This is a genomic window from Neobacillus mesonae (assembly GCF_023715155.1).
In the GTDB taxonomy this organism is placed as follows: domain Bacteria; phylum Bacillota; class Bacilli; order Bacillales; family Cytobacillaceae; genus Neobacillus; species Neobacillus mesonae_A.
The window spans coordinates 44,212-65,545 of the sequence record NZ_JAMBNQ010000016.1 but is presented as its reverse complement, the minus strand read 5'-3'; the positions used below and the strand labels follow the sequence as shown (position 1 = coordinate 65,545).

Sequence of the window (21,334 nt, the reverse complement as noted above, 5' to 3'; positions counted from 1 at the left end):
CAATTCATTATTATTCATCATAGAGGATAGGCAATGAAGGTATATAGACTAAAAAGGCAGTTTCATGGATATAAAAGAGGAACACAGTTTTATATGATCAGTGAATCAGAATTTATCGGAGTAAAAGAGTTTGTCTTAAGAACAGAAGATTTAACCAATAGGATATCGCTGAATGAAAGCGAACTTCTTCATAATTTTGCTTTTGTTAAAGAAATCTTTTAACGAAGCTGCAGTAAAAGTTTTGAAAAAGAGAAACAAAAAAGGATGAATTCTTCATTTGAGTTCATCCTTTCATTTGTTAGATATCTCCTGCATATTAACAAATGGTTGTATCCAACTCAACTTTTAGACATCCTAGAATATGAAGAAAAGGAGATAATGATTAAATAGATGATAACAACGGATTAAAAATTTCAATAACGTTATAGCTAAATAATATAAAAAACTTCAAAGTAAAAGCCGCTAATGGTTGGTATTTGTCACTTTTATGCCCTACAAACTAAGCAACTTGCTTCCGAAAGATTTTTTACTGGTTGAATTATTTTATTTGCTTAATCGCTATTTTGTTTTGACTATTCAATATTGACTGATTTTTTTGTCTACTATATACTTCTCTATATCAGTTTAAATATTGGAGGGTAACCAGCATAATAAAATATTATATGTTTAAGTTAAACTGTATGAAACTCTACTAGATTTGTTAATTAACGTTTTATCTCTTCTCATATTTCCCCCAATAGCCTATTATTTATCACATAAGACAAATAAGATTTCTATTAATCTCCATATAGGATTATTATAAAAAAAAATCTAACCATTTTTGTGGAACTATTTATTCCAAATTATTGAGGGGAGGGTCTTTATAATCTAGGTATAAAGGTAAAAAATCTTTGTAAGTCTTAAAAGTTCTGCAAATTAACAATTTTATTAACAGGTTATTTTTTGTTGAGTATTCTACATAAAATGAGGTGGTATTTTGGAACAAAACATTTTGAATTCGTTTCCATTTGGAATTGTTTTTACAAATAGTAAAGGGATAATTAAATACATAAATAATGTGGCTAATGAAATATTTCACACAGGGACAAGTGAAAGAAATATTATAAATCAGTCCATTTTTAAATATATTTCTACTAGTAATATAATCCAAGCCATCAAAAAGGAGAAATGTATTTATTCGACTGTTAATTTTAATATGCAGTCTTTTATTATGTTTGAAAATAAGTCAATAGCTCAAAATCCTGATGAAAAAACAGGGATAATAATCTTATTTAAAAGTAACTTTATTGATAAATTAGCCTTTCATTCTAAAAAGGTCAAAGAAATAAATCAAGAATTAAATCTTATTATGAATTTAATAGGAGATTTAGTAACAATAACCGACGGGCAAGGTCGAATTAGTAAAGTTAATGATGCATGTGAAAGAATCATGGGTGTTAGTATGAATGATTTCATAGGGAAATCAATGGATTTATTAGAAAAAGAACAAATTATAGATTTATCATCTACAAAAAAAGTTATTAAAGAGGGAAGAAGAGTTAATTTAGTACAAACAACAAAGTCTGGAAGAAAGTTACTTGTTTCAGGATATCCTATTTTTGATAAGGAAGGAAAATTAGTTAAGATTATTAATATATCCAAAGATGTTACAGAAACTAATAGACTTAGCAGAGAATTAGAGGAAACAAAAAAGCTTATTCGTGATTATGAAAGAAAATTATTAGAGAAAGATGGGAACAATCAACCCTTAATTAAATCAAAACAAATGACTGAAATTTATGAACTTTTACAGCATATTGCTGATGTAGACTCCACAGTTCTTATTTTGGGAGAGTCTGGGGTTGGAAAGGAGGTCCTAGCAAGATCACTTCATAAATATAGTGAAAGAAGGAATAAACCCTTTATAAAGATCAATTGCGGTGCAATACCGGAAACGCTAATGGAGTCTGAATTATTCGGTTATGCTAAAGGGTCATTTACTGGTGCAAATAGGGATGGAAAGGAAGGACTTATCCTTGCTGCTGACAAAGGAACTTTATTTCTAGATGAAATTGGTGAGTTACCACTCCAATTACAGGTAAAATTATTACAAGTTCTTCAGGAAAGGCAAGTAACTCCAATAGGTAAATCTACACCAAGAGATGTAGATGTTCGTATTGTTGCCGCAACCAACCGAAATTTAGAAGAGATGGTAAAAGATAAATTATTTCGAAGTGATCTATATTATAGATTAAATGTTGTTCCTATTAAAATTCCTAGTTTAATGGAACGAAAGGAGGAAATTCCTTATTTAGCCTCGTATTTTCTGGAAAAATTTAATAAGAAATATGAAAAAAGGAAGGTGTTTGACCAAGAAGTATTAAAAATTTTTTCTTCATACCACTGGCCTGGTAATGTAAGAGAGCTTCAAAATATCGTTGAGAGGTTAGTTGTAACTACATCCCAAACAGAAATATCAGTTCACCATTTACCAGAAAATATTGTAAATGGAAATAATAAAGAGACGAACATTCATTTTGAAAATTTAACACTTAAAGAATCTGTCGAGAATTTGGAAAGACAAATAATTGAAACAACTCTAAAGGACTGCGTTTCCTTGAAAGAAGCAGGCAAAAAATTAGGAGTCGATGCATCAACATTGTCCAGAAAAATCAGAAGATTAAATATAAAGATTGCAAAAATGCAATAATAATTGCATTTTTGCAATCTTTCTTTTTTGCCCTAAAGTTCCATAATTAGAACTATAAAATGTTTAATAATGACGAGTCCTAATTGTAGTTTTGCAATGAATATAGGGAATTTAATTTTTTAGTATGTAAAGAGAATCCTTTAAAAGTCTCTATAAATTAATAGGAGTAAGTAAAAATGAGAAAGTAGCAAAAGTTGGCATGATTTTTGCATTTTAATAGTGTGTACAAAAGATTTTATATATTTCACCATTAAGGGAGGAAAAGTCATGAAATTAGTTGGAGTAGACGTTGGTGGTACATTTACTGACATTATGTACACTGATACCGAAAAAAGAAATACTTGGATTAATAAGGTACCCACAACGTTGGAAGATCCTTCAATTGGAGTAGTTCAAGGGATTTCAGAACTATGTACTCAACAAAATATTGAAAAGGCAAATATTAATCATGTCTTTCATGGAACTACTATCGCTACTAATGCCATTCTGGAGTATGACGGGGCAAAAACAGGAATGATTACAACAAAAGGATTTAGGGATATTATCCATATTGGCCGCCATCAGCGTCCTGAAAACTATTCAGTTATGCAAGAAATTCCATGGCAGGATCGTCCTTTAGTACAACGTCGTTTTCGAAAAGAAGTTAGTGAACGGTTAGTTCCCCCAAACGGGGATGTTTTAGTTCCACTTAATGAAGAAGAGGTTAGGGTAGCCACAAGGGAATTAAAAGAGGCTGGTGTCGAGTCAATTATTGTTTCTTTCCTATTTTCTTACATTAATCCGTCCCATGAAAATCGAGCTAAAGAAATTATTAAAGAGGAATATCCAGATGTATTTGTCACAACTTCTTCTGATGTATCACCTCAATTTAGGGAATTTGAAAGATTTACAACAGCTACGATCAATGGATTTGTCGGTCCAAAAGTCAAAAACTACATTAGTAATTTAAAAGGTAGATTGAAAGATGAAGGATTCGTGTCGGATTTACACATCATGTGTTCAAATGGAGGTATCGGAACTGCAGAATCTGTTTCAGAACGTCCAGTTAATACATTATTATCCGGACCAGCTGCTGGAGTTTTAGGCGGTTGGTGGTCAGGGGGTCTATCCGATAGGAAGAAATTGATTACCTTTGATGTTGGCGGGACTAGTGCGGATATTGGAATTATTACTGAGCAAGGTATTGATGAATCGACAGCAAGAGATACATGGATTGCTGGATTTCCTGTTATGGTTCCAATGATTGATATTCATACAATTGGTGCCGGTGGAGGAAGTATTGCCCATATTGATGAAGGAGGGGCATTTAGAGTTGGCCCTAAAAGTGCGGGCTCTAGACCAGGACCTGCTAGTTATGGACATGGTGGTACGAAGGCAACCGTAACAGATGCAAATGTGGTTTTAGGACGTCTTGATGAGGATAACTTTTTAGGCGGATCAATGCGAATCTTTAAACAAGAAGCATTTAAGGTTGTTAGTGAACTTGCAAGTCAATTAGAACTTAGTGAAACAGAGACGGCAGAGGGAATTTTAACTATTGTAAATAACAATATGGCTAATGCAATTCACGAAAAAACAATTCAAAAAGGACAGGATCCTCGTGAGTTTTCGTTAGTTGCCTTTGGTGGAGCGGGACCACTTCATGCTGTAGAAGTAGCTCAAATATTAAATATTCCAGAGGTCATTATTCCACAGCATCCCGGGATTACCTCTGCAACTGGACTGTTAACGACTGATTTAAAGTATGACTTAATTAAAACAGAATTCCTCTTAAGTAATGAAGCTGACTATGAACAATTAAATTCAGATTTTAATTTGTTAGAGGGACAGATTATTGACCAATTACAAAAGGATGGGATTAATCTTTCGAATATTGAAATTAAACGTACAGCTGATTGCCGATATATTGGGCAGGGATATGAACTTCGTGTAAATTTACCAGGTAATGAAATAACTCCCGAAAATATAAAAAGTACATGGAATGAATTTAACATGCTTCACAAGTCTGAGTATGGCCATTGTTTTGAGAATAGTCCTATTGAAATTGTAAATATTCGTGTTACAGGGAAAGGCGTTATGCCAAAAATCCAAAAGCCTTTAGTTTCAAAAGAGGGGTCAATTGAATTAGCTTTAATTAAAAAAGGCGTATCGGTATTTAGGGAAAATGGTGAACTTAGGGAATTTGAGACAAAATTTTATCAAAGAGAATTACTTCCTGCCAATTCAAAAATAGAAGGACCAGCCATAATATTCCAAAAGGATACAACCACTGTAATGCCGCCAAATTGTATTGGGTATATAGAGGAATCAGGAAATATCATTATTAAGATTGGAGGAATCCAATAATGAAAACTATACAAAATAAAGTGAAGATTGATCCAGTTACCTCCCAAGTGATTAGGGGTGCTTTAGAAAATATTGCTATAGAAATGGGTCACAAACTTGCCCGCATGTCTTATTCAAGTATAATTCGGGAATCAGAGGATTTTGGATGTGCACTTGTCGATCTTAATGGTCAACAATTATGCGAATCAACTCAAAGTACGCCACTTCAATCTGGACCTATACCAGGTTATATAAGGGGGATTCGAAAAATCTTCCAAGAAAGGGGAGATCAATTTAACCCTGGGGATGTTATTATGCATAACTCAACATACCATGGTGCCTCTCACGGACCCGATATTGGTTTTTGTGTACCTGTTTTCTATCAGAATGAATTGATAGGTTTTTCAGTCACAACAGCACATCATTTAGATATTGGTGCACTTACACCTGGAAGTTGCGGAATAGTTGATGCTGTTGATGCTTATGCAGAAGGACTTCAGTTCAAAGCCATTAAGGTTTACGAAAAGGGGAAAAAGAATCACCAAGTTTGGAGTATTTTAAGGGATAATATTCGGGCCTCAGATATGGTGGTTGGTGATTTAGAGGCGCAAATTGCTGCTGCAAATATTGGTGCACAAAGATACGTGAGCTTAATTGAAAAATACGGTTTAGAAACAGTTTTAGCAGCAAGTGAGGACCTCATGAATTACTCAGAAAAAATGATGCGTAATTCTATAGAGAGATTACCCGATGGAACTTATTATGCTGAGGGATACATGGATGGGTATTTAGATAGTGATGACGTAAATAAAAAAGATTTAAAGGTTGCCGTTTCTTTAACGATTGAAGGTAGCGATATTACAATTGATTTGACAGGCACCTCTCCGCAAGTTGATAGACCAATTAATATGCCTTTTGAAGGGACCGTAGATTGTGCTATTTATCTAACATTACGTTCAATTTTATTAGACTCAACTATTCATGGTCACATTCCTCAAAACTCTGGTTTGACACGACCAATTAGAATAATTGCACCAAAAGGTACATTGGCTAATCCTATATTTCCAGCCCCTACCATTGCAAGATTCTGCTCAGGAAATATGGTAGCTGATACATTAATGAAAGCACTTGGTCAGGTTGTTCCTACTCAAATTAGTGCAGGTGTTGGTAATTTAAAAGTTGTTTCTTACAGTGGACTATCAGATGAGAAGTATTGGGTGTTTATGGATATTATGGAGGGAAGTTATGGTGGAAGAAACGGCATGAACGGAATGGATGCCGTGGATACACTTTATGCAAATACTCGAAATAATCCTATTGAAGATATTGAATCACACTACCCATTACGAGTCAATCGTTATGAACTGAGAAAAAATGCAAGTGCTCCAGGGAAATGGAGAGGAGGTATAGGCTCTGTAAAAGAGATAACATTCCTTTCCGCAGGTAGCGTTTCCATTGAAGCTGAGGGACATAAGTATGCCCCTTGGGGGTTTGCTGGAGGAGCAGAAGGATATATCGGCGGGGTAACCCTAAAACAAAAAACAAATGAAAAAGAATTACCATCAAAGATTCCTAATACTACCATGAATGAGGGAGATAGGATTATTTTAACAGGTCCAAGTGGAGGGGGATATGGGAATCCATTAGAACGATCACCTGAGCAAGTATTATCAGATGTTATTGATCAATATATTACTAGGGATTTTGCAGAAAAAGAGTACGGTGTAGTTATTAATGAAAATTTTGAGGTTGATTATTTTGCAACTGAAAAATTAAGAAAAGGTTGATAGAAGTAAATGGGTTTATTTTTACTTGAATCCATTTTCAAAATTATATAAAAGGAGAATCTATGAAACAGCTATATAAAATAAACAGTGAACGACTATTACAGAGAGTCGAAGAACTATCAAAAATCGGAAAAACTCCTGAAAATGGTGTTACTAGAAAAGCTTTAACTAAAGATGATTATGAAGCCCAACAGCTAGTAGCCAATTGGATGAGAGAAGCCGGTTTAGAAGTAAGAGTGGATAACCTAGGCAACCTAATTGGACGAAAAGAGGGCAATGATTCCAATGCACCTTCAATAATGATTGGTTCACATATTGATACTGTACCAAATGGGGGTAAATATGATGGAACTATAGGTGTGTTAGGTGGAATTGAGGTTGCACAATTTATTCATGATGAAGGTATGCAAACAAAATATCCGATTGAGGTAATAGCTTTTTGTGATGAAGAAGGAACACGTTTTCAAGGTGGATTATTTGGTAGTAGGGGTATGGTTGGCAAGGTCACTGAATTAGAACTATTAAAGAAAGATGATAATGGAATTAGTAGATATGAAGCATTAAAATCGTTTGGGTTAAATCCTGACTTAATTCATGAATCTGTTAGATGTAAGGGTGAAATTAAAGTTTTTCTTGAACTTCATATTGAACAAGGTCCTTACCTTCAATCGATTGATAAACCAGTAGGTATTGTAACAGGAATTGCGGGTCCAGCATGGTTTAGTGTGAAAATTTTTGGGGAATCCGGTCATGCTGGAACCGTTCCGATGAATTTACGTCGGGATCCAATTGCGGGGGCAGCTAAAATTATTGGCTTTATTGAGGAAGTTTGCTCCAAAGATTCAAATTCACAGACTGTGGGAACAGTTGGAAAGATAACAGCCATACCTGGTGGGAGCAATGTAATTCCTGAATTGGTTGAATTTACACTTGATATCCGTGACATTGACCTAGAAAGAAGAAATCAAACCATATCTAAAATAAAAAATGAAATAGCTAGAATTTGCAAGGATAGGGAATTGAGGTATGAAATAGTTGAGCACTTAATTAAAGATCCAACAATGTGTGCACCCCATGTAGTGGAAAAAATGATGGAAATTGGGAAATCACTCGAACTAGATGCACCTAAAATGATTAGTGGAGCTGGCCATGACGCAATGGCAATAGGAGAAATAGCAGATATAGGTGTAATTTTCGTCCGTTGTCTAAATGGAATTAGTCATAACCCTAAGGAATCCGCAGCAATAATGGATATCACAAAGGGTGTATCTTTATTACAAGAAACTGTTCTAAACTATGTTAAATAACAAGGGAGAGTGGTCTTTCTATGAATAGTACCCCTGAAAAAGAAATTAGTTTAACAGGGAAAGATATTATGCCCACAAGTAATAATCAAAGAAATATTTCAACTTTTGGATTTTTGTTACTTTGGATCGGGATTGCAGTCCAATTAGTCACATTTGTAACTGCCGCCCAGTTATTTCCTGCTTTATCTCCGATTCAGATTATATGGGCTGCTCTTCTAGGGAATATAATTGTTGCTTTGTTATTAACACTATTAGGCGATATTGGAATCAAATACGGAATTCCTTTTGCAGTATATATTAGGGCATGTTTCGGTTATTTAGGAACCCATATTGCAGGGACGATTCGTGCCCTGCCTGCAATTTTCTGGTTTGGTTTTCAGACTTGGATGGGTGCATTTGCGTTAAATGAAATCATGGTACTTTTGACAGGGTACTCTAATTTGACACTCCTAATTATATTATTTGGAGCTGTTCAAATTATTAATACCGCGATGGGAGTAGAAGCTATTAAGCTATTTGAAATTTTGGCTGCACCAAGTATTTTAATTATTGGGGTATATCTCCAATATTTAGTCATGACTCATTTTGATATTACCCTCGGGAAGTTATTTTCTATGAAGGGTGATGGAAGTCTTTCTTTTGGTTATGGAATGGTTGTTTTTATGGGTCTATATATCACAATGGCACTTAACGCTCCTGATTTTACCAGATTTCTGAAAGTAAAAAAAGATGACCAAAAATCAACTTGGTGGAGGGCTAACAAAGGGAGTTTTATATCCCATTTCTTGGGACTACTAAGTTCCATGTTGCTGTTTACCATTATAGGGATGACTAGCGGTGTAGCAACAGGTAACTGGAATCCTATTGAAGTCATGACCACTGTTTTGGGCAAAGATAACCCTGCAATTCTTATTGTTTGTTTAGCATTCGTAATATTAGCACAATGGTCTACTAATATAAGTGCTAACCTACTTCCACCGGGTTACATTATTGTAAACTATTTTCCTAAAAAAATTAGTTTTGCTACAGGAGCTATCATAGCCGGTGTTATTGGGCTGGTATTGCAACCTTGGAATTTTGCAGACTATGTTCCACAAATATTAATCGTGATATCTGCTTTATTATCCCCAATTGCAGGTATCATGTTTTGTGATTATTATCTACTAAGAAAGAGACAGTTAAATATAGAGGAAATCTACCGTTCAAATGGACAATATAAGTATTGGAACAATATAAATCCAGCTGCAGTATTCGCTTATATACCTTCGGGATTAACAGTTTTTTTCTTTCCTGATTATGGATTCTTCACAGCGTTTATTGTTTCAAATGTAATTTATTATCCCTTAATGAAATATTGGGTCGGAAAGAAGTTCCCTCAACCTGAAATCTATAGTTATATTGACGATAAAATTGAACTTGCAGAGTACAAAGAAGGGGAAGTGATGTAAAGTGAAAATTAAGGTAATTAATCCAAATACTACATGGGAAATGACAAAGGGTATTGAAAATGCCGCGAAGAGTGTTGCCAGACAAGACACAGAAATCATTGCAGTAAGTCCAGAAATGGGTCCAGCTTCAATTGAATCCTTTTACGATGAGTATCTAAGTATTCCGGGTGTTTTAGAGGAAGTACGAAAAGGAGAAGAGGAGGGGATTAATGCATATATTATAGCCTGTTATGGAGATCCTGGACTTCAAGCAGCAAGAGAAGTGACAAAAGCTCCAGTAATTGGAATAGCAGAAGCCTCAATGTATATGGCGTCAATTTTAGCTGCTCGTTTTTCCGTTGTCACCGTTATACCGCGTATCAAAACCATGTTAGATGAGCTTGTTGCAGGATATGGAATGCAACATCGTGTTGTTAAAGTAAGAACCACCCCGTTAAGTGTGCTTGATATTGAAAAGGATCCTGAAGCTGCAATGGAGATGTTAAAGGAGGAAGGAAGAAGAGCAGTTAAGGAAGATGATGCTGAAGCAATTTTATTAGGTTGTGCAGGAATGGCTGAGCTTGCAAATGAGTTAGAAAAAGAGTTAGAAGTACCAGTTATTGATGGAGTAGTTGCTGCTGTGAAGTTTGCAGAAGCCATTGTTGAACTCGGGAAAACCACCAGTAAATTAAAAACTTATAAATCTCCAGAAAGAAAAGAATTCGCAGGATTATTAAAACACTATGGGAGTTTAGGAGACAATTAAATAAATTTAAATTATTATTGACCCCTAGTACAAATCAGTTTTTTGAAAATATTAATTTTGGCAAAAATATGATGCAATACATGTATTACTTTTAAGAATTACACAATCTCTAAAAGATTCCTAAAAAGAATCAATCTTTTAAAGAGATTGTTCTTTGTAATTGGGTTTTTAAAAGGCGGTCAGAATAAATCTTTAAAAACTTAAATATCCAGGAAACAGCAACCTAAGCTCATTGAAACAAAAAAGGATGAATTCTTCATTTGAGTTCATCCTTTCATTTGTTAGATATCTCCTGCATATTAACATGTATCCAACACACTTTTTAAGCGTGTGACGTACAGCTTTTCTCCCTGGAGCCCTTGATGAAAGTCAAAGATAAATGGCAGCCTGTCTGCGCCGATGACAAACCAAAGCTTTCAACTCTTTGTGCAAGGGACTGATTCTATTCTCGGGTAGTCACATCAATCCGCAAGAAGCCGTTTCCCTTTTTCTATAATTTGTAGTATATTTCATCTTACTTAGTTAATAAAAAAAACACAGGAAATCAGGTTTATAATAATTTTGGAGTGAATTTATTATGAATAAAGGCGGAACAGGCAGAGGTACGGGCAAGAAGGGCTGGAATCGTTGGAAAGCTGGTGCCAATAAAGCTAAGAGTGCCAAACCTTATATTAGCAAACGTGTTAAAAAGTCGGATGAACCAAAGAACACCAGTCATAATAAAGGTAATACATCCAAATGAAATATCGGAGTTTAATCCAAGTATTTTCCACTTCTACTATTGGATATGACAGGTGAATGATGTCGGGTGTCCTTTTGTACTTCACCCAAAGCGATAATAATTAAATGAAATTATTCATTCATTTCTAATTCTTCTTCAAAGAAAAAGGTGTTTGGGTATTCATTTACAACGTAAGAGTACCTTTTCATGTTTTTGACATACTCGTATTTAAAAATGGTTGCCGATTTACCGGAAGCTTTGATAATGACTTCGTCCCCTATAGTAAAAAGACTTTTCTTCATTCAATCACCCTTTCTGAAAAGAAATTTAGTTTTAATGATGTTCTTCATCTATTGTAGCATACATTATGAATGATACTTGACTAGTCCTCTTATTTTATCCAGCTTACAATATTGTATTAGCTTTTATGAAGGGAAATCAGTGACATATAACCCAACACCATAGCACTTTAATAATTTAGTATTAAATAAACTGAATAAACTTTTAATTAATTAGGGAATAATAGGAACATACCAGGATTCATAAAAATCTTGGTGGGGTTACAAAATATTAACAATTGTGTATAGTTTACACAATAGGAGGCAAAGAAAGTGGAAAAAGGTAAAGTAAAATGGTTTAACAGTGAGAAAGGTTTCGGATTCATCGAACGTGAAGGTGGAGAAGATGTATTCGTTCATTTCTCAGCAATCCAAGGCGAAGGGTATAAATCACTTGAAGAAGGACAAGATGTTACTTTTGACATAGAAGAAGGCCAACGTGGTCCCCAAGCTACAAATGTTCAAAAGGCATAATGATTAAAAGGACGTATAAAGACAGACTCTTATATATTTTAGAGTCTGTCTTTTACTTTTTTTAAAACAGAACATAAGCCTCAGTTAAAACAGCAATTTAGATGAATATTCTGAAACAAGATTTTTTTCGAAACGTACCTGCATAATAGTTAAATCATTTACAAGCCATTGCGGAACTAGTTTATAATAGAAAGATATCCGAATAAAAAGCAGTATTATATTCTTATGACTATAGAAGATGTAAGCAGGTGAGCACAATGGATCTCATTGAAACTCGGGTGAGAGGTTTTATTTCAGATATTCAACACCCTAGTCAAAAAAAGAGAATCAATATAAATGATTTAGAACTCCAATTACGCAAGCTGATGGATAATTATTTTGAAATGGATGGGTATTCGCTATTTTTTAATGCCATTCAAATGTTACAAGCGGAAGGGCAGCTAGCCCCTATTCAAAATAATCAATACAACGGGAAAACACCTGCGCTCGCTTTATATTACTGGGTGAATATGAAGGCTCAAGTACCCAAATGGGATCGTCTTGAGATGATGAAATTAAGTGATCTGTTTGATTTTTCCTATTATGAACGTTATCCAGAATGGCAGACAAAAGAGGAATGGAATCGAATTCAGAATGTCTATTCGTTTTTACAATCTAACCATGAACGAGAATGGGTGTCAGTCGAAGAAAGAAGTTTGGAGCTATTTGGCCATGAAAAATTCCTGCTGGATGTCGAACAGTTTTCTGAAGGTAAAGGCTTTTTAATGAGAATCGGCATCACTAATGCTCAGCTTAAAATGGTAAACTACGGGGAGCCATTTGTGTTTTGGATGAAACAAGGGAAATCCATTCCTGAAATTCAGCGAATTCTCATCGTCGAAAATCTATCATTCTTCCATACTTCCATTCAATTATTAGAAGCAGGGATGCTTGATTATGAGCCTGATTTAATTATTTATGGAGAAGGCACGAAAATAGAACGTAGCTTTTCGTTTTTCTTTCGCATGTTTCCATCTAAAAACTATCTTTTTTATTACGCAGGCGATTTGGATGCGGCGGGGTACGGAATCCTTATCCGTCTAATGGAAAAATATCCAGATTGTTGTATTCAGCCTGCCTTAAAAATTTATCGCAAAATGCTTGAATGTCTAGACCAAAAAAATGATCAAAAACAAGGTCAAACACAAAATCTCAAAGTTCGCGATGCCTTCTTTCAATGGTTTGCAGAAGAGGAGCAAGCATTACTCATGCAATTATGGAATGAAAATAAGCGGATTCCACAGGAAGTTCTGACAATTGAAACATGGAGGCGATGGATGTGAACGAATCATGGGAAGGATTCGCTCAGCGAATGCAGCGATTAAATCCATTGTTTGAGCTTGGGAGGGGAATGGAAATAGGAGAACTGAAACCGTATGTCCAAACGATTCTCATGCAAGTGCTCCTCACCATTTTTTACAGGGAATTAAATGATGATGATCAAAGAAAAAAGGCTGATATTAAGGTAATGGTAGAAGATGCGATTAAACAATTGAAACTGCTGGCAGACGATAAGCAGATTGAGCGGATCACAAGTGGCCTTTTGTATTCCGGAAAAGAAGAGTACAGTCAGCCGTTTGAAGCGTTCTATTTCGATGAAATTCGACAGGTCTGGGAGACCCAGGTATTCCGCTATGTCACAATGGATGAGTTATACACGAATTTAGAGATAGGCGGCACCATTGTTTATAAACTAACCGAGGTTTCTCAGGAAATGATTTTTATGAGCAGAGAAATGGCGGAGGAATTCTCCATCACCATCGAACAACTCTACAGTATGCAGCTGATTAAAAACGGAAATTTCCGTAAAGCGACTCGAAACCTCGATCACCTCATTTCACGCGTTAACCGCTTAATGGCAAAAGAATTCTCCTTTCAAAAGGAAATGATCAACAATCCCAAAATCTTATTAATGGATGAAGAAATGCAAAGGGCAGATAATCGGGCTGAAATTGAGAAACAATTTGAAGAGGAAAAAACGCACTTCCGTAACATTACAAGTATGATAGAAAAAACGAAACGAAGAAATCAAGAGGATGATGATGTACAAAAAGAATTGCATCTTCTCCAGGAAAAAGTTGGCCATACGAGACAATTGCATGATCGGTTTGCGAAGCTCGTTATTCAAAATATATCCAATGAGATGAAATTAAAAGCAGAAAATCCATCCTTGTTTTGGGAAGGAAGCTTGGTTTCCTTCAGGGAGCATTTTTATGAAAATATGTTCATGAAGGAAGGTGTTCGTTCTTTTACGGAAATCGAAACCGTTCTGTCTTCTTTATTTTCACCGAAAAACGAATTCATTCTGCCGCTTGATTGGATTTGGGGTGAACAAGAATTCGATGAAAAAGAAGCGGCCGATGTGGTCGTCGAGGAGGAGACCGAAGAAGAAATCACTCAGGTACGCGTGACGGACTGGAATTCTGTTAGTAAGGCTTGGAGTTATGTTTTTCAACATTTACAAGCATCGGGAGAGTTTTCATTAAGTGAATTATCCACTTTCCCATTAGAAATACAGGATCTATGGTTTGAAGAATCGGAAACAATTGATTTATGGATGATGTTTGATAAGAAGCCGCTGAAGGTTCAAGTACTAAATAGGAAGGAAGAGACCTTAAGCGATGAAAGGGAAATTCTTCTTTTTAAATTAATGAATGAATACCCTCAATTTCAAGTGTTTGAAGGCATGAAAATCTTTACGATATTTGATCATCGGGCCGAGCCGATCCTGTGGCAGCGTACGAAAATAACCCCTTTTAAACTATGTTGTATACAGGAGGACAAAGAATGAGTGCAGAAACCATCAAAAGAGCAGCCGCTGTTTATTTTACTCTTTTAAAAGAAAAAGCCATCGATGAATATAGTGAACACTTCCAAGAGTATTTTGATCCGGAGGTAAGGCAGACCGTTCTTTTATTAGCAGACGAATCAGGTACCTATATCATTGAATCACCTAAAAGGATTCAATTGGTGGTTCAGCCAACGGGCTCCATCTTTGCAACCAATTTTTCGCATATGAAGGAAAAGCATAAGCAAATCGAGTCGAAAAGACATTTCCATCTCATTAGTGTTGTGATAATGTCTTTTTTAGCCAGTATCGACCGTAACCAGGCAGCCAAAATCCGCTCGCAGCGGGAAGGGATTAGCTACTACACACTAGAGCGGCAAGTGAATGATTTGATTATGAACTGGGACAGCATTTTGAAGACGAAACCCAGCTTCGGCGAAGAAGAGCGCATTGATATGAAGGAAGTTGTCACCACGTGGAAATACATGGAAGTAGAAACGGAGGATTATGGCGCCAAAAAAGCCAATCGGCGAACAAGAATCGGATTAATTGCCAGTGCCATGCGTTTATTGGAGACGGAAAGGTTAATTGTCATTCTGGATCGGGATGATATTCCAAAGGTAATTCCAAAGCAAGAGCTGTTTGAACGGATTGAATACCTGTATCACGATTATGATCGCTATGAATTATTCAAACAATTAATGACAGAGGGGGATCAGCATGCCGAAGATTCATCGAATTAGAATTGTTGGTCTGAAGTACGATGGCCTTCAAAAGCAATATAAAGATACCACGTTTAACTTCCATAATGAGGAAACCTCGACAAATGGTCTCATTTCGATGATGAACGGCGGCGGGAAAGGAGTATTCCTTCAGACCATCTTCCAAATAATCAAACCTGGAACGGCATGGGGAAAACAAAACAACCGGTATTATCAGCAATTCTTTTTTAATAACAAGGAGCAATTTATTCCTTATACCTTTCATGTAGTGATTCAGTGGGAATTAGATGGTGCCGATCGCCGTCACCTTGTCACGGGGGGAATGTTTTCAGCCGAGCAGCGAATTTCGATGAGTGATGAAAGTGGAAATGAAAGCAGAACACTAGAACAAGAAGCCAAAATCCTCCCTGCTTTTACGTTTTATACTAGAGAGTTTGAACGGAAAGAAGAGGCGGCCCTTGAGCATATCCCGCTTTATGAAAATGAGGAAGTGGCTGACACTGAAAGCTTGAAGGACTATTTAAAATGGAACGGATATGATGTTTACCGCGATACGAAAAAGCATTATCGCATTCTGGATACATATGGAATTAACCGTAAAGATTGGGATATCTTGAAAGACATTAACAAGGACGAAGGCGGTGTCGGCAAATACTTTGAGGGAGCAGAAGATGATCATTCTTTGTTTCAAAAACGAATTATTCCAACTGTTAGTCAAGTTTTGCATCGAACAGAACATCAAAAGAATGATCTTGTAGAAATCTTCAAAAGTCAGGCAAGTATTGCGAAGGACCTGCCAGTTCTTTTAAAAAGAGAGCAAGCACATAAAGAGTTCTTAGAAGATATTATCCCTTTTGAAGAGCACTTAGCAAAAGGCATAGAACATAAAGAAATGATAGAAGACAGCATCAAGGTTGGCCGCCAGCTGCTTGGTGCTTTAGAGCATTTAAAAAAAAGAGAAGAGGAAACGCTCCTTACGGCGGAAAAAGACATTGACAAACTGACCTTAAAACAAGATAATTTGCGCTTTCAAAAAGACAATTTGGAGTTTGCAAAAGCGCATCGGGAAGTACTAGATTGGGAGAAAAAATTAGAAGAAGAACGGAAGAAGCACACGGCCTTACAAGAAAATGTGAAGGAAAAACAGGAACAAAAAGAAGAGCTTGCCTTTCAGACGATTTTAAAAGAATGGTATGAATTCGAACAAACGATACGCTCTCTTTCCCAGCAGATTGCGAAATTGGAACAAAACAGCGGCCTGGTGCAGGTTAATCAAAGAATGGATGAAATCAAAAAAGAAGCCTTAGCAGAGTGGGGAACTTCTTACCAATCCATACAAGAGGCTATGAAGCAGCATGATGGTTACCAAAGATTCTTAAAGAAAAAAGAAAACCAACTGATGCAGCAGGAAAAACAAAAAACAATGGAGATTGCTCAGCTAAGTTCGGAAATTGATCGTCTCCATACGCAAATACAATCATTCGAGTCTAAGGAAGAAGAACTTACAAATGAATTTGGCGACCGCATCACCTATGATTTAAAGGGTTATATCGACAGCCTATCTAAACAAGTGGAAAACAAAAAAGCTCAGTTAGAAGAGCTGTATGCAAAAGATCATGAATCTACGGAAAAGCAAAAGCAGCTGGCTGCAACACACGGCACACTTGCTCAATCTATTACGTTTTTAGAAGAAAAATGTAAAGAGCTAAAGCAGGCCAATGAAGTGCAAACGCAAAAAGAAGCAAAACTAGTTGAGAAGCTTCGTGGTTTACTAGAGGATATCACTGTGCCGTTAAGTCACGCCTTGTTATCGAAGTATGCCCTTCAGATAGAAGAATTGCTGGAACAGAATAAGCAACAAGGGGAACAAATAAAAAAAGAGCTTTGGAAAACACAGCTCGACCATTCCTTAAATGATGATCATTTCTGGATTGCCAATAAGGACGTGAGAGAGTTAAAGGAGTGGATCGATGAAAAAACAGGGATTGATGTGTTTTATGGTTCCCAATTTCTCCAATCCTTAAGTCCCGAGGATCTGGCGAAATACCTTTTGACCTATCCCCTTCTCCCATATGGTCTGGTCGTCAGCCAACATCAATGGCAAAAAATTAATCAGCAGGTTCTTTCGGGAAGAATGTTTAATAGCCCTGTTCCCATCTTCCTGCGTGAGGAAATGAAAAAAGATAGGGATCAAGCTTCCTTTGTCATCATTAACGGAACCGAAAAAGCGCTATTAACGGATAAAAATCAATTCACCAGCTGGAAAATTAGTATTGCGAAACAAATAGAAGAAAAGCAAGAAACGCTGGTAGAAATTGAAAAAACAGAAGAGTCCTTCCGTCAAATTTTAAAAGAAATCGATCGATTCCTATCGGGTGAGCTTTCCATTGATCTAGAAAGAATCCTTAGCCGGGAACAGAATGCTCTTCTTTCTGAGAAAACGAAACTTCAAGAAATCATAACGCAAGAGGAAAAAGAGAAAGAATATCAGCTTCAGTTACAAGAACAGTTGGAAAAAACAAAACGAAAACGCAAAGAGCTTACTGCAGATGTGGAAACATTGACTAAATTTAATGAAGAAAAAATGCTTCATCAAGAAAATAAACAAGTGAAGCTGGAGAAAGAAAAACAAAATGATGCTTTGACCATCAAGCTGCAGGAAATAAGCAATGAGCACCAATCAATTGTTGAATTGCAAAGTACGTGGAATCAGACCTATTTTGAATGGAAGCTAAACATCGAACAAACGATCAAAGAAATTGCTGCCTTTATAAATGCTGCGGCATTCCCCCCAGAAGTAAAAGCAGATCCAAGTGAAGAGGTCCCGCGTCTTTCCGCACATCTCTTAGAAGAGATAACTGGGAGCATCGAAGAGTTAAAGCAGCTGCAAAAATCAAAAGAAGAGCAGGCTAGTGAATTATTGGTCATTCAAGCAACAAGAGAATCCGAACAAAAGCAGCAAAAGAAATTAGAGAAAAAACTAATTGCTCATCATAAGGAGTGGAAGGAAGTTCAAGAACCGGATGAACCGATGAGTATATTGGAAAATATGCTGCAAACCGCACAGAAGGAAACAAAGTCAGCGGAAAAAGAAGAGCGTGATCAAGGTACTGCTGTAACCGTAGCAGAAACCTCCTTAAAGCATGCGCTTGGACAGCGTGAAAAGTTAAGAAAGAAGGCCGCAAAGCATGAAAATCAACCTGAAGAATGGGAAGACCTTAACTTAGAAGTAAAGGCTGTAGAAATTAATGATCAAACGAAAATTGCAAAGGATGAATTAAAGAAAACAGAAAAACTCCTAAAGGAAACAGAAGCCATTATTACAAGTTATGAAGGGGATTTGCTAACTTTATCCGTTATTCTTAAGGAGGAAGCGGCTGCCTTTACGGATCAGGATGTTGAAAAAATTAAGAATCAAGGGAAAACCTGCATCCTGTCCTGGTGTGAAGAACATCAAGCAATCCAGGAGGAAGGTCAAGAGAAGCATGCGAAAATCGAACAATCGTTGCGTAATTTAAAGCTTGCGATTGAAGGCAAAGATTGGGAGATTCGTTTTAAAAATGAAGTGTTAACAACACTTGACCATATGGATACATGGCATTATTCACATGTTCAAACCATCGTTAAAAATATGAAACGTTTTTCACAAAGCGGATTGGAGCAATTGGAACGTGATAAAGAACGAGCTGAAAAGGCGCAAAACTTCTGGGCCAGCCGTGCCAGTATGAAGGTGATGAGCATTTCAGAGTCGATCCGGTCGATGATTGCGAAAATGAAGCTGAAAAATGAACGAGGATCCTTTCCACTTGTCCAGCTAAAAGAGGACATCCTGCCGAAAAGGGCGGAAGAGATCGAGCCATTACTGAGACAGCATTTTGTAGCGGCTATTAACAAAATTACGAAACAGTTTGATGTGATTGATAATAACAATCTATCATTAGACCAAGAAATTAAACAATTGATTAGTGATGAGCAAATTTTATTTGTTTCGCTCAGGAATCGATACCCTGAACTTCTCGTCTATAACATGCGAACAGATAATGCTTTTATGTATGGCAAACCCAAAAAAGAGCACTATTCGACCTGGCAGACGATTAATCAAGGATCTAGGACCAAATCAGACGGAAGCGGCGGGCAGAAACTTTCCGCTCGTATGGTCATGATGATGATGTTATTGTCAGTAAAAAGCGAAACCAATCAAAGCTGGGTGCCTTTAGTCTGTGATAATCCATTTGGACAAGCTGCATCGGCACATGTCCTTGACCCCATCTTCGCTGTCGCCGAGAAACTGAAATTTCAATTCATCGTCGTCACACCACCTGAACTGGTGAAAACGGAAATCAGCCAAAGATTCGATGCCTACTATAAATTGGATTTTATTCGTGAAAAAGGAAAGGAAATCGTTTCTGACACTATTGTTCCAGCATTTCGCATCTATCAGGGGGAGGAAGTTAAGCAATAAGGTAAACCAATCTTCATTTAGTGATAACTATGCTTTATGAAATGATATTCATAGAGCAGGGTTTTTGCCAAGTCAACAGAGCCGAAAAATAATACAATTTGGGAGCAGCAGTTGTCTGAAATCATTAAAACGGCAAACACTGAACTCATCATTAAGTTTCAGCGTTTGCCGTTTGTTGCTTCCTCCATATTAACAAATGGAATCGTTGTATCCAGCTCACCTTTTAAGCGTGTTACGTGCAGCTTTTCTCCATGGAGCCATTGGTGAAAGTCAAAGATAAATGGCAGCCTGTCTCCGCCGAGGGCAAACCATGCTTTCAACTCTTTTGGAAAGTAGGCAGCTGTATGCAATGTCCCTGCCCAAGCACCATATTTTTTAGAGAAAACCTCTTTGTCCGAATCATTCAGCATTTGATAAGCGGAGAAGGGGGCGATGATGGTGCTTTTTTGTTTTTCCATCGCTTCATATCTATTTCGTGAATCCTCAAATTTGTATCGATTTTCATGTGTGAGGATCTCAAAATGATTGGTGCATATATTGGCGTGATGGACCACCACTTCTCTTGGAGAGGCTTCTACCACAACGGATTCACCGTTAGGATCAAGCAGTACATAACTGAATGACCGGCGATGGGGTATCTCCTTAAGGAGTGAAACAGCTTCTTCTACATTTGCACACATCTCCAAAATGATCCGTCCAATCATATTGCAAATAAACCCATCGTCTGATCTTACGCGGTTAATAAGGTTATAACCCATGCTTAAACCTTTTTCATTAATCCCATCTGTCCGTCCGGTGATTTGCATGGAGGGTCCAATCATGGCATATCCTTGGTCTGAAGGTTGATAGAGAACATATCGACCTTCATAGGAAAGGGGATCATTATCATAATTTCGGATCATATAATCGCCATTGGTAAAAATGGAGCACCCGCTCTTACCATACTCAAGGTAATAGCCGCCAAATTGAATCAAAGTGTCGGTCAAATTCATTTTTAATGCATCCGAAAGCCCCGTTAATTCATCCCAAATACCAGGAGCAAAATGAAGTATCATTCTTTTAACTTCCATATCATTAACGAGATAATGCCGTAATTTTGATTTACTTCCCCAAAATTTTTTGCGGTTTGGCAAAATAGGAGAGTCCTTTAAAAGCTCGCCCTGCCGATATCCAAAATCATAATGGCTGCCACGAAACTGTATGACATCACTAAAAACACGTTTCATTCTTTCCCCTCATTTACATAATTCAAAAACATAAAGTAAACTTTATTGTAAAATAACTCAAGAAATACAAGATAATACTTTAATGAAAAAGGGAGTTTGCAAATAAATGCCAACTCCCTTTTATAATGCCCCTGCCAAGGAATTTCATTTTACCATACCTTCTTATGAATGTCTTCTTATTGAACATGACTTTGATTGTGATAATTAATGCCAACTTTAAAACAAATCTTGAGAGGCTACTTTCTAACATTACAGGAAAAGTT

General features: G+C 36.6%; 15 protein-coding genes. 13 read left to right on the top strand and 2 right to left on the bottom strand.

Features of this window, described 5'->3' with window-relative positions:
- Positions 1-33 precede the first annotated feature (33 nt).
- The 8 genes from M3183_RS14475 (at position 34) to M3183_RS14440 (ending at position 11,043) form a co-directional block, all read left to right on the top strand.
- The gene (locus tag M3183_RS14475) at positions 34-222 is read left to right on the top strand and encodes a hypothetical protein (RefSeq protein ID WP_251470792.1); all 189 of its coding nucleotides are present in this window, start codon (positions 34-36) and stop codon (positions 220-222) included.
- A 754-nt stretch (positions 223-976) separates the two neighbouring features.
- Positions 977-2,689, top strand: a complete 1,713-nt coding sequence (locus M3183_RS14470; protein WP_251470791.1) for a sigma-54 interaction domain-containing protein — start codon at positions 977-979, stop codon at positions 2,687-2,689.
- A gap of 267 nt (positions 2,690-2,956) precedes the next feature.
- Positions 2,957-5,035, top strand: coding sequence for a hydantoinase/oxoprolinase family protein (locus M3183_RS14465; protein ID WP_251470790.1), 2,079 nt, complete (start codon positions 2,957-2,959; stop codon positions 5,033-5,035).
- Positions 5,035-6,801, top strand: coding sequence for a hydantoinase B/oxoprolinase family protein (locus tag M3183_RS14460; protein ID WP_251470789.1), 1,767 nt, complete (start codon positions 5,035-5,037; stop codon positions 6,799-6,801). Before M3183_RS14465 ends, M3183_RS14460 begins: the two co-directional genes overlap by 1 nt.
- A gap of 62 nt (positions 6,802-6,863) precedes the next feature.
- Positions 6,864-8,108: a M20 family metallo-hydrolase gene (locus M3183_RS14455; protein ID WP_251470788.1), complete on the top strand. Its 1,245-nt coding sequence runs from the start codon at positions 6,864-6,866 to the stop codon at positions 8,106-8,108.
- 20 nt (positions 8,109-8,128) lie between these two features.
- Positions 8,129-9,556, top strand: a complete 1,428-nt coding sequence (locus M3183_RS14450; protein WP_251470787.1) for a cytosine permease — start codon at positions 8,129-8,131, stop codon at positions 9,554-9,556.
- A 1-nt stretch (position 9,557) separates the two neighbouring features.
- Positions 9,558-10,301, top strand: a complete 744-nt coding sequence (locus M3183_RS14445) for an aspartate/glutamate racemase family protein (protein WP_251470785.1) — start codon at positions 9,558-9,560, stop codon at positions 10,299-10,301.
- A 577-nt stretch (positions 10,302-10,878) separates the two neighbouring features.
- Complete coding sequence (locus M3183_RS14440) at positions 10,879-11,043, top strand: DUF3934 family protein (RefSeq protein WP_251470784.1); 165 nt, start codon at positions 10,879-10,881, stop codon at positions 11,041-11,043.
- A gap of 110 nt (positions 11,044-11,153) precedes the next feature.
- Here M3183_RS14440 and M3183_RS14435 read toward each other — a convergent pair whose 3' ends face one another.
- Entirely contained in the window at positions 11,154-11,324 is a 171-nt protein-coding gene (locus M3183_RS14435; protein WP_251470782.1) for a hypothetical protein, read from the bottom strand.
- 309 nt (positions 11,325-11,633) lie between these two features.
- Here M3183_RS14435 and M3183_RS14430 point away from each other — a divergent pair, with 309 nt between their 5' ends.
- The 5 genes from M3183_RS14430 (at position 11,634) to M3183_RS14410 (ending at position 19,845) form a co-directional block, all read left to right on the top strand.
- Complete coding sequence (locus M3183_RS14430; protein WP_251470781.1) at positions 11,634-11,834, top strand: cold-shock protein; 201 nt, start codon at positions 11,634-11,636, stop codon at positions 11,832-11,834.
- 257 nt (positions 11,835-12,091) lie between these two features.
- Positions 12,092-13,156, top strand: coding sequence for a Wadjet anti-phage system protein JetD domain-containing protein (locus tag M3183_RS14425; protein ID WP_251470780.1), 1,065 nt, complete (start codon positions 12,092-12,094; stop codon positions 13,154-13,156).
- Positions 13,147-14,664: a hypothetical protein gene (locus M3183_RS14420; RefSeq protein ID WP_251470779.1), complete on the top strand. Its 1,518-nt coding sequence runs from the start codon at positions 13,147-13,149 to the stop codon at positions 14,662-14,664. The genes M3183_RS14425 and M3183_RS14420 overlap by 10 nt, the downstream gene beginning before the upstream one ends.
- Positions 14,661-15,404, top strand: a complete 744-nt coding sequence (locus M3183_RS14415; protein ID WP_251470778.1) for a DUF6063 family protein — start codon at positions 14,661-14,663, stop codon at positions 15,402-15,404. Before M3183_RS14420 ends, M3183_RS14415 begins: the two co-directional genes overlap by 4 nt.
- Positions 15,382-19,845: a coiled-coil domain-containing protein gene (locus M3183_RS14410; RefSeq protein WP_251470777.1), complete on the top strand. Its 4,464-nt coding sequence runs from the start codon at positions 15,382-15,384 to the stop codon at positions 19,843-19,845. The genes M3183_RS14415 and M3183_RS14410 overlap by 23 nt, the downstream gene beginning before the upstream one ends.
- Positions 19,846-20,003: 158 nt before the next feature.
- Here M3183_RS14410 and M3183_RS14405 read toward each other — a convergent pair whose 3' ends face one another.
- Positions 20,004-21,071, bottom strand: a complete 1,068-nt coding sequence (locus M3183_RS14405; protein WP_251470776.1) for a C45 family autoproteolytic acyltransferase/hydolase — start codon at positions 21,069-21,071, stop codon at positions 20,004-20,006.
- Between the last annotated feature and the right edge of the window lie 263 nt (positions 21,072-21,334).

Bases quoted from the DNA above. Each gene is read 5' to 3' on its own strand.
- M3183_RS14435 (WP_251470782.1), bottom strand. From the start codon at position 11,324: ATGAAGAAAAGTCTTTTTACTATAGGGGACGAAGTCATTATCAAAGCT.
- M3183_RS14440 (WP_251470784.1), top strand. From the start codon at position 10,879: ATGAATAAAGGCGGAACAGGCAGAGGTACGGGCAAGAAGGGCTGGAAT.
- M3183_RS14405 (WP_251470776.1), bottom strand. From the start codon at position 21,071: ATGAAACGTGTTTTTAGTGATGTCATACAGTTTCGTGGCAGCCATTAT.
- M3183_RS14475 (WP_251470792.1), top strand. From the start codon at position 34: ATGAAGGTATATAGACTAAAAAGGCAGTTTCATGGATATAAAAGAGGA.
- M3183_RS14465 (WP_251470790.1), top strand. From the start codon at position 2,957: ATGAAATTAGTTGGAGTAGACGTTGGTGGTACATTTACTGACATTATG.
- M3183_RS14420 (WP_251470779.1), top strand. From the start codon at position 13,147: ATGGATGTGAACGAATCATGGGAAGGATTCGCTCAGCGAATGCAGCGA.
- M3183_RS14460 (WP_251470789.1), top strand. From the start codon at position 5,035: ATGAAAACTATACAAAATAAAGTGAAGATTGATCCAGTTACCTCCCAA.
- M3183_RS14450 (WP_251470787.1), top strand. From the start codon at position 8,129: ATGAATAGTACCCCTGAAAAAGAAATTAGTTTAACAGGGAAAGATATT.
- M3183_RS14455 (WP_251470788.1), top strand. From the start codon at position 6,864: ATGAAACAGCTATATAAAATAAACAGTGAACGACTATTACAGAGAGTC.
- M3183_RS14425 (WP_251470780.1), top strand. From the start codon at position 12,092: ATGGATCTCATTGAAACTCGGGTGAGAGGTTTTATTTCAGATATTCAA.
- M3183_RS14410 (WP_251470777.1), top strand. From the start codon at position 15,382: ATGCCGAAGATTCATCGAATTAGAATTGTTGGTCTGAAGTACGATGGC.
- M3183_RS14415 (WP_251470778.1), top strand. From the start codon at position 14,661: ATGAGTGCAGAAACCATCAAAAGAGCAGCCGCTGTTTATTTTACTCTT.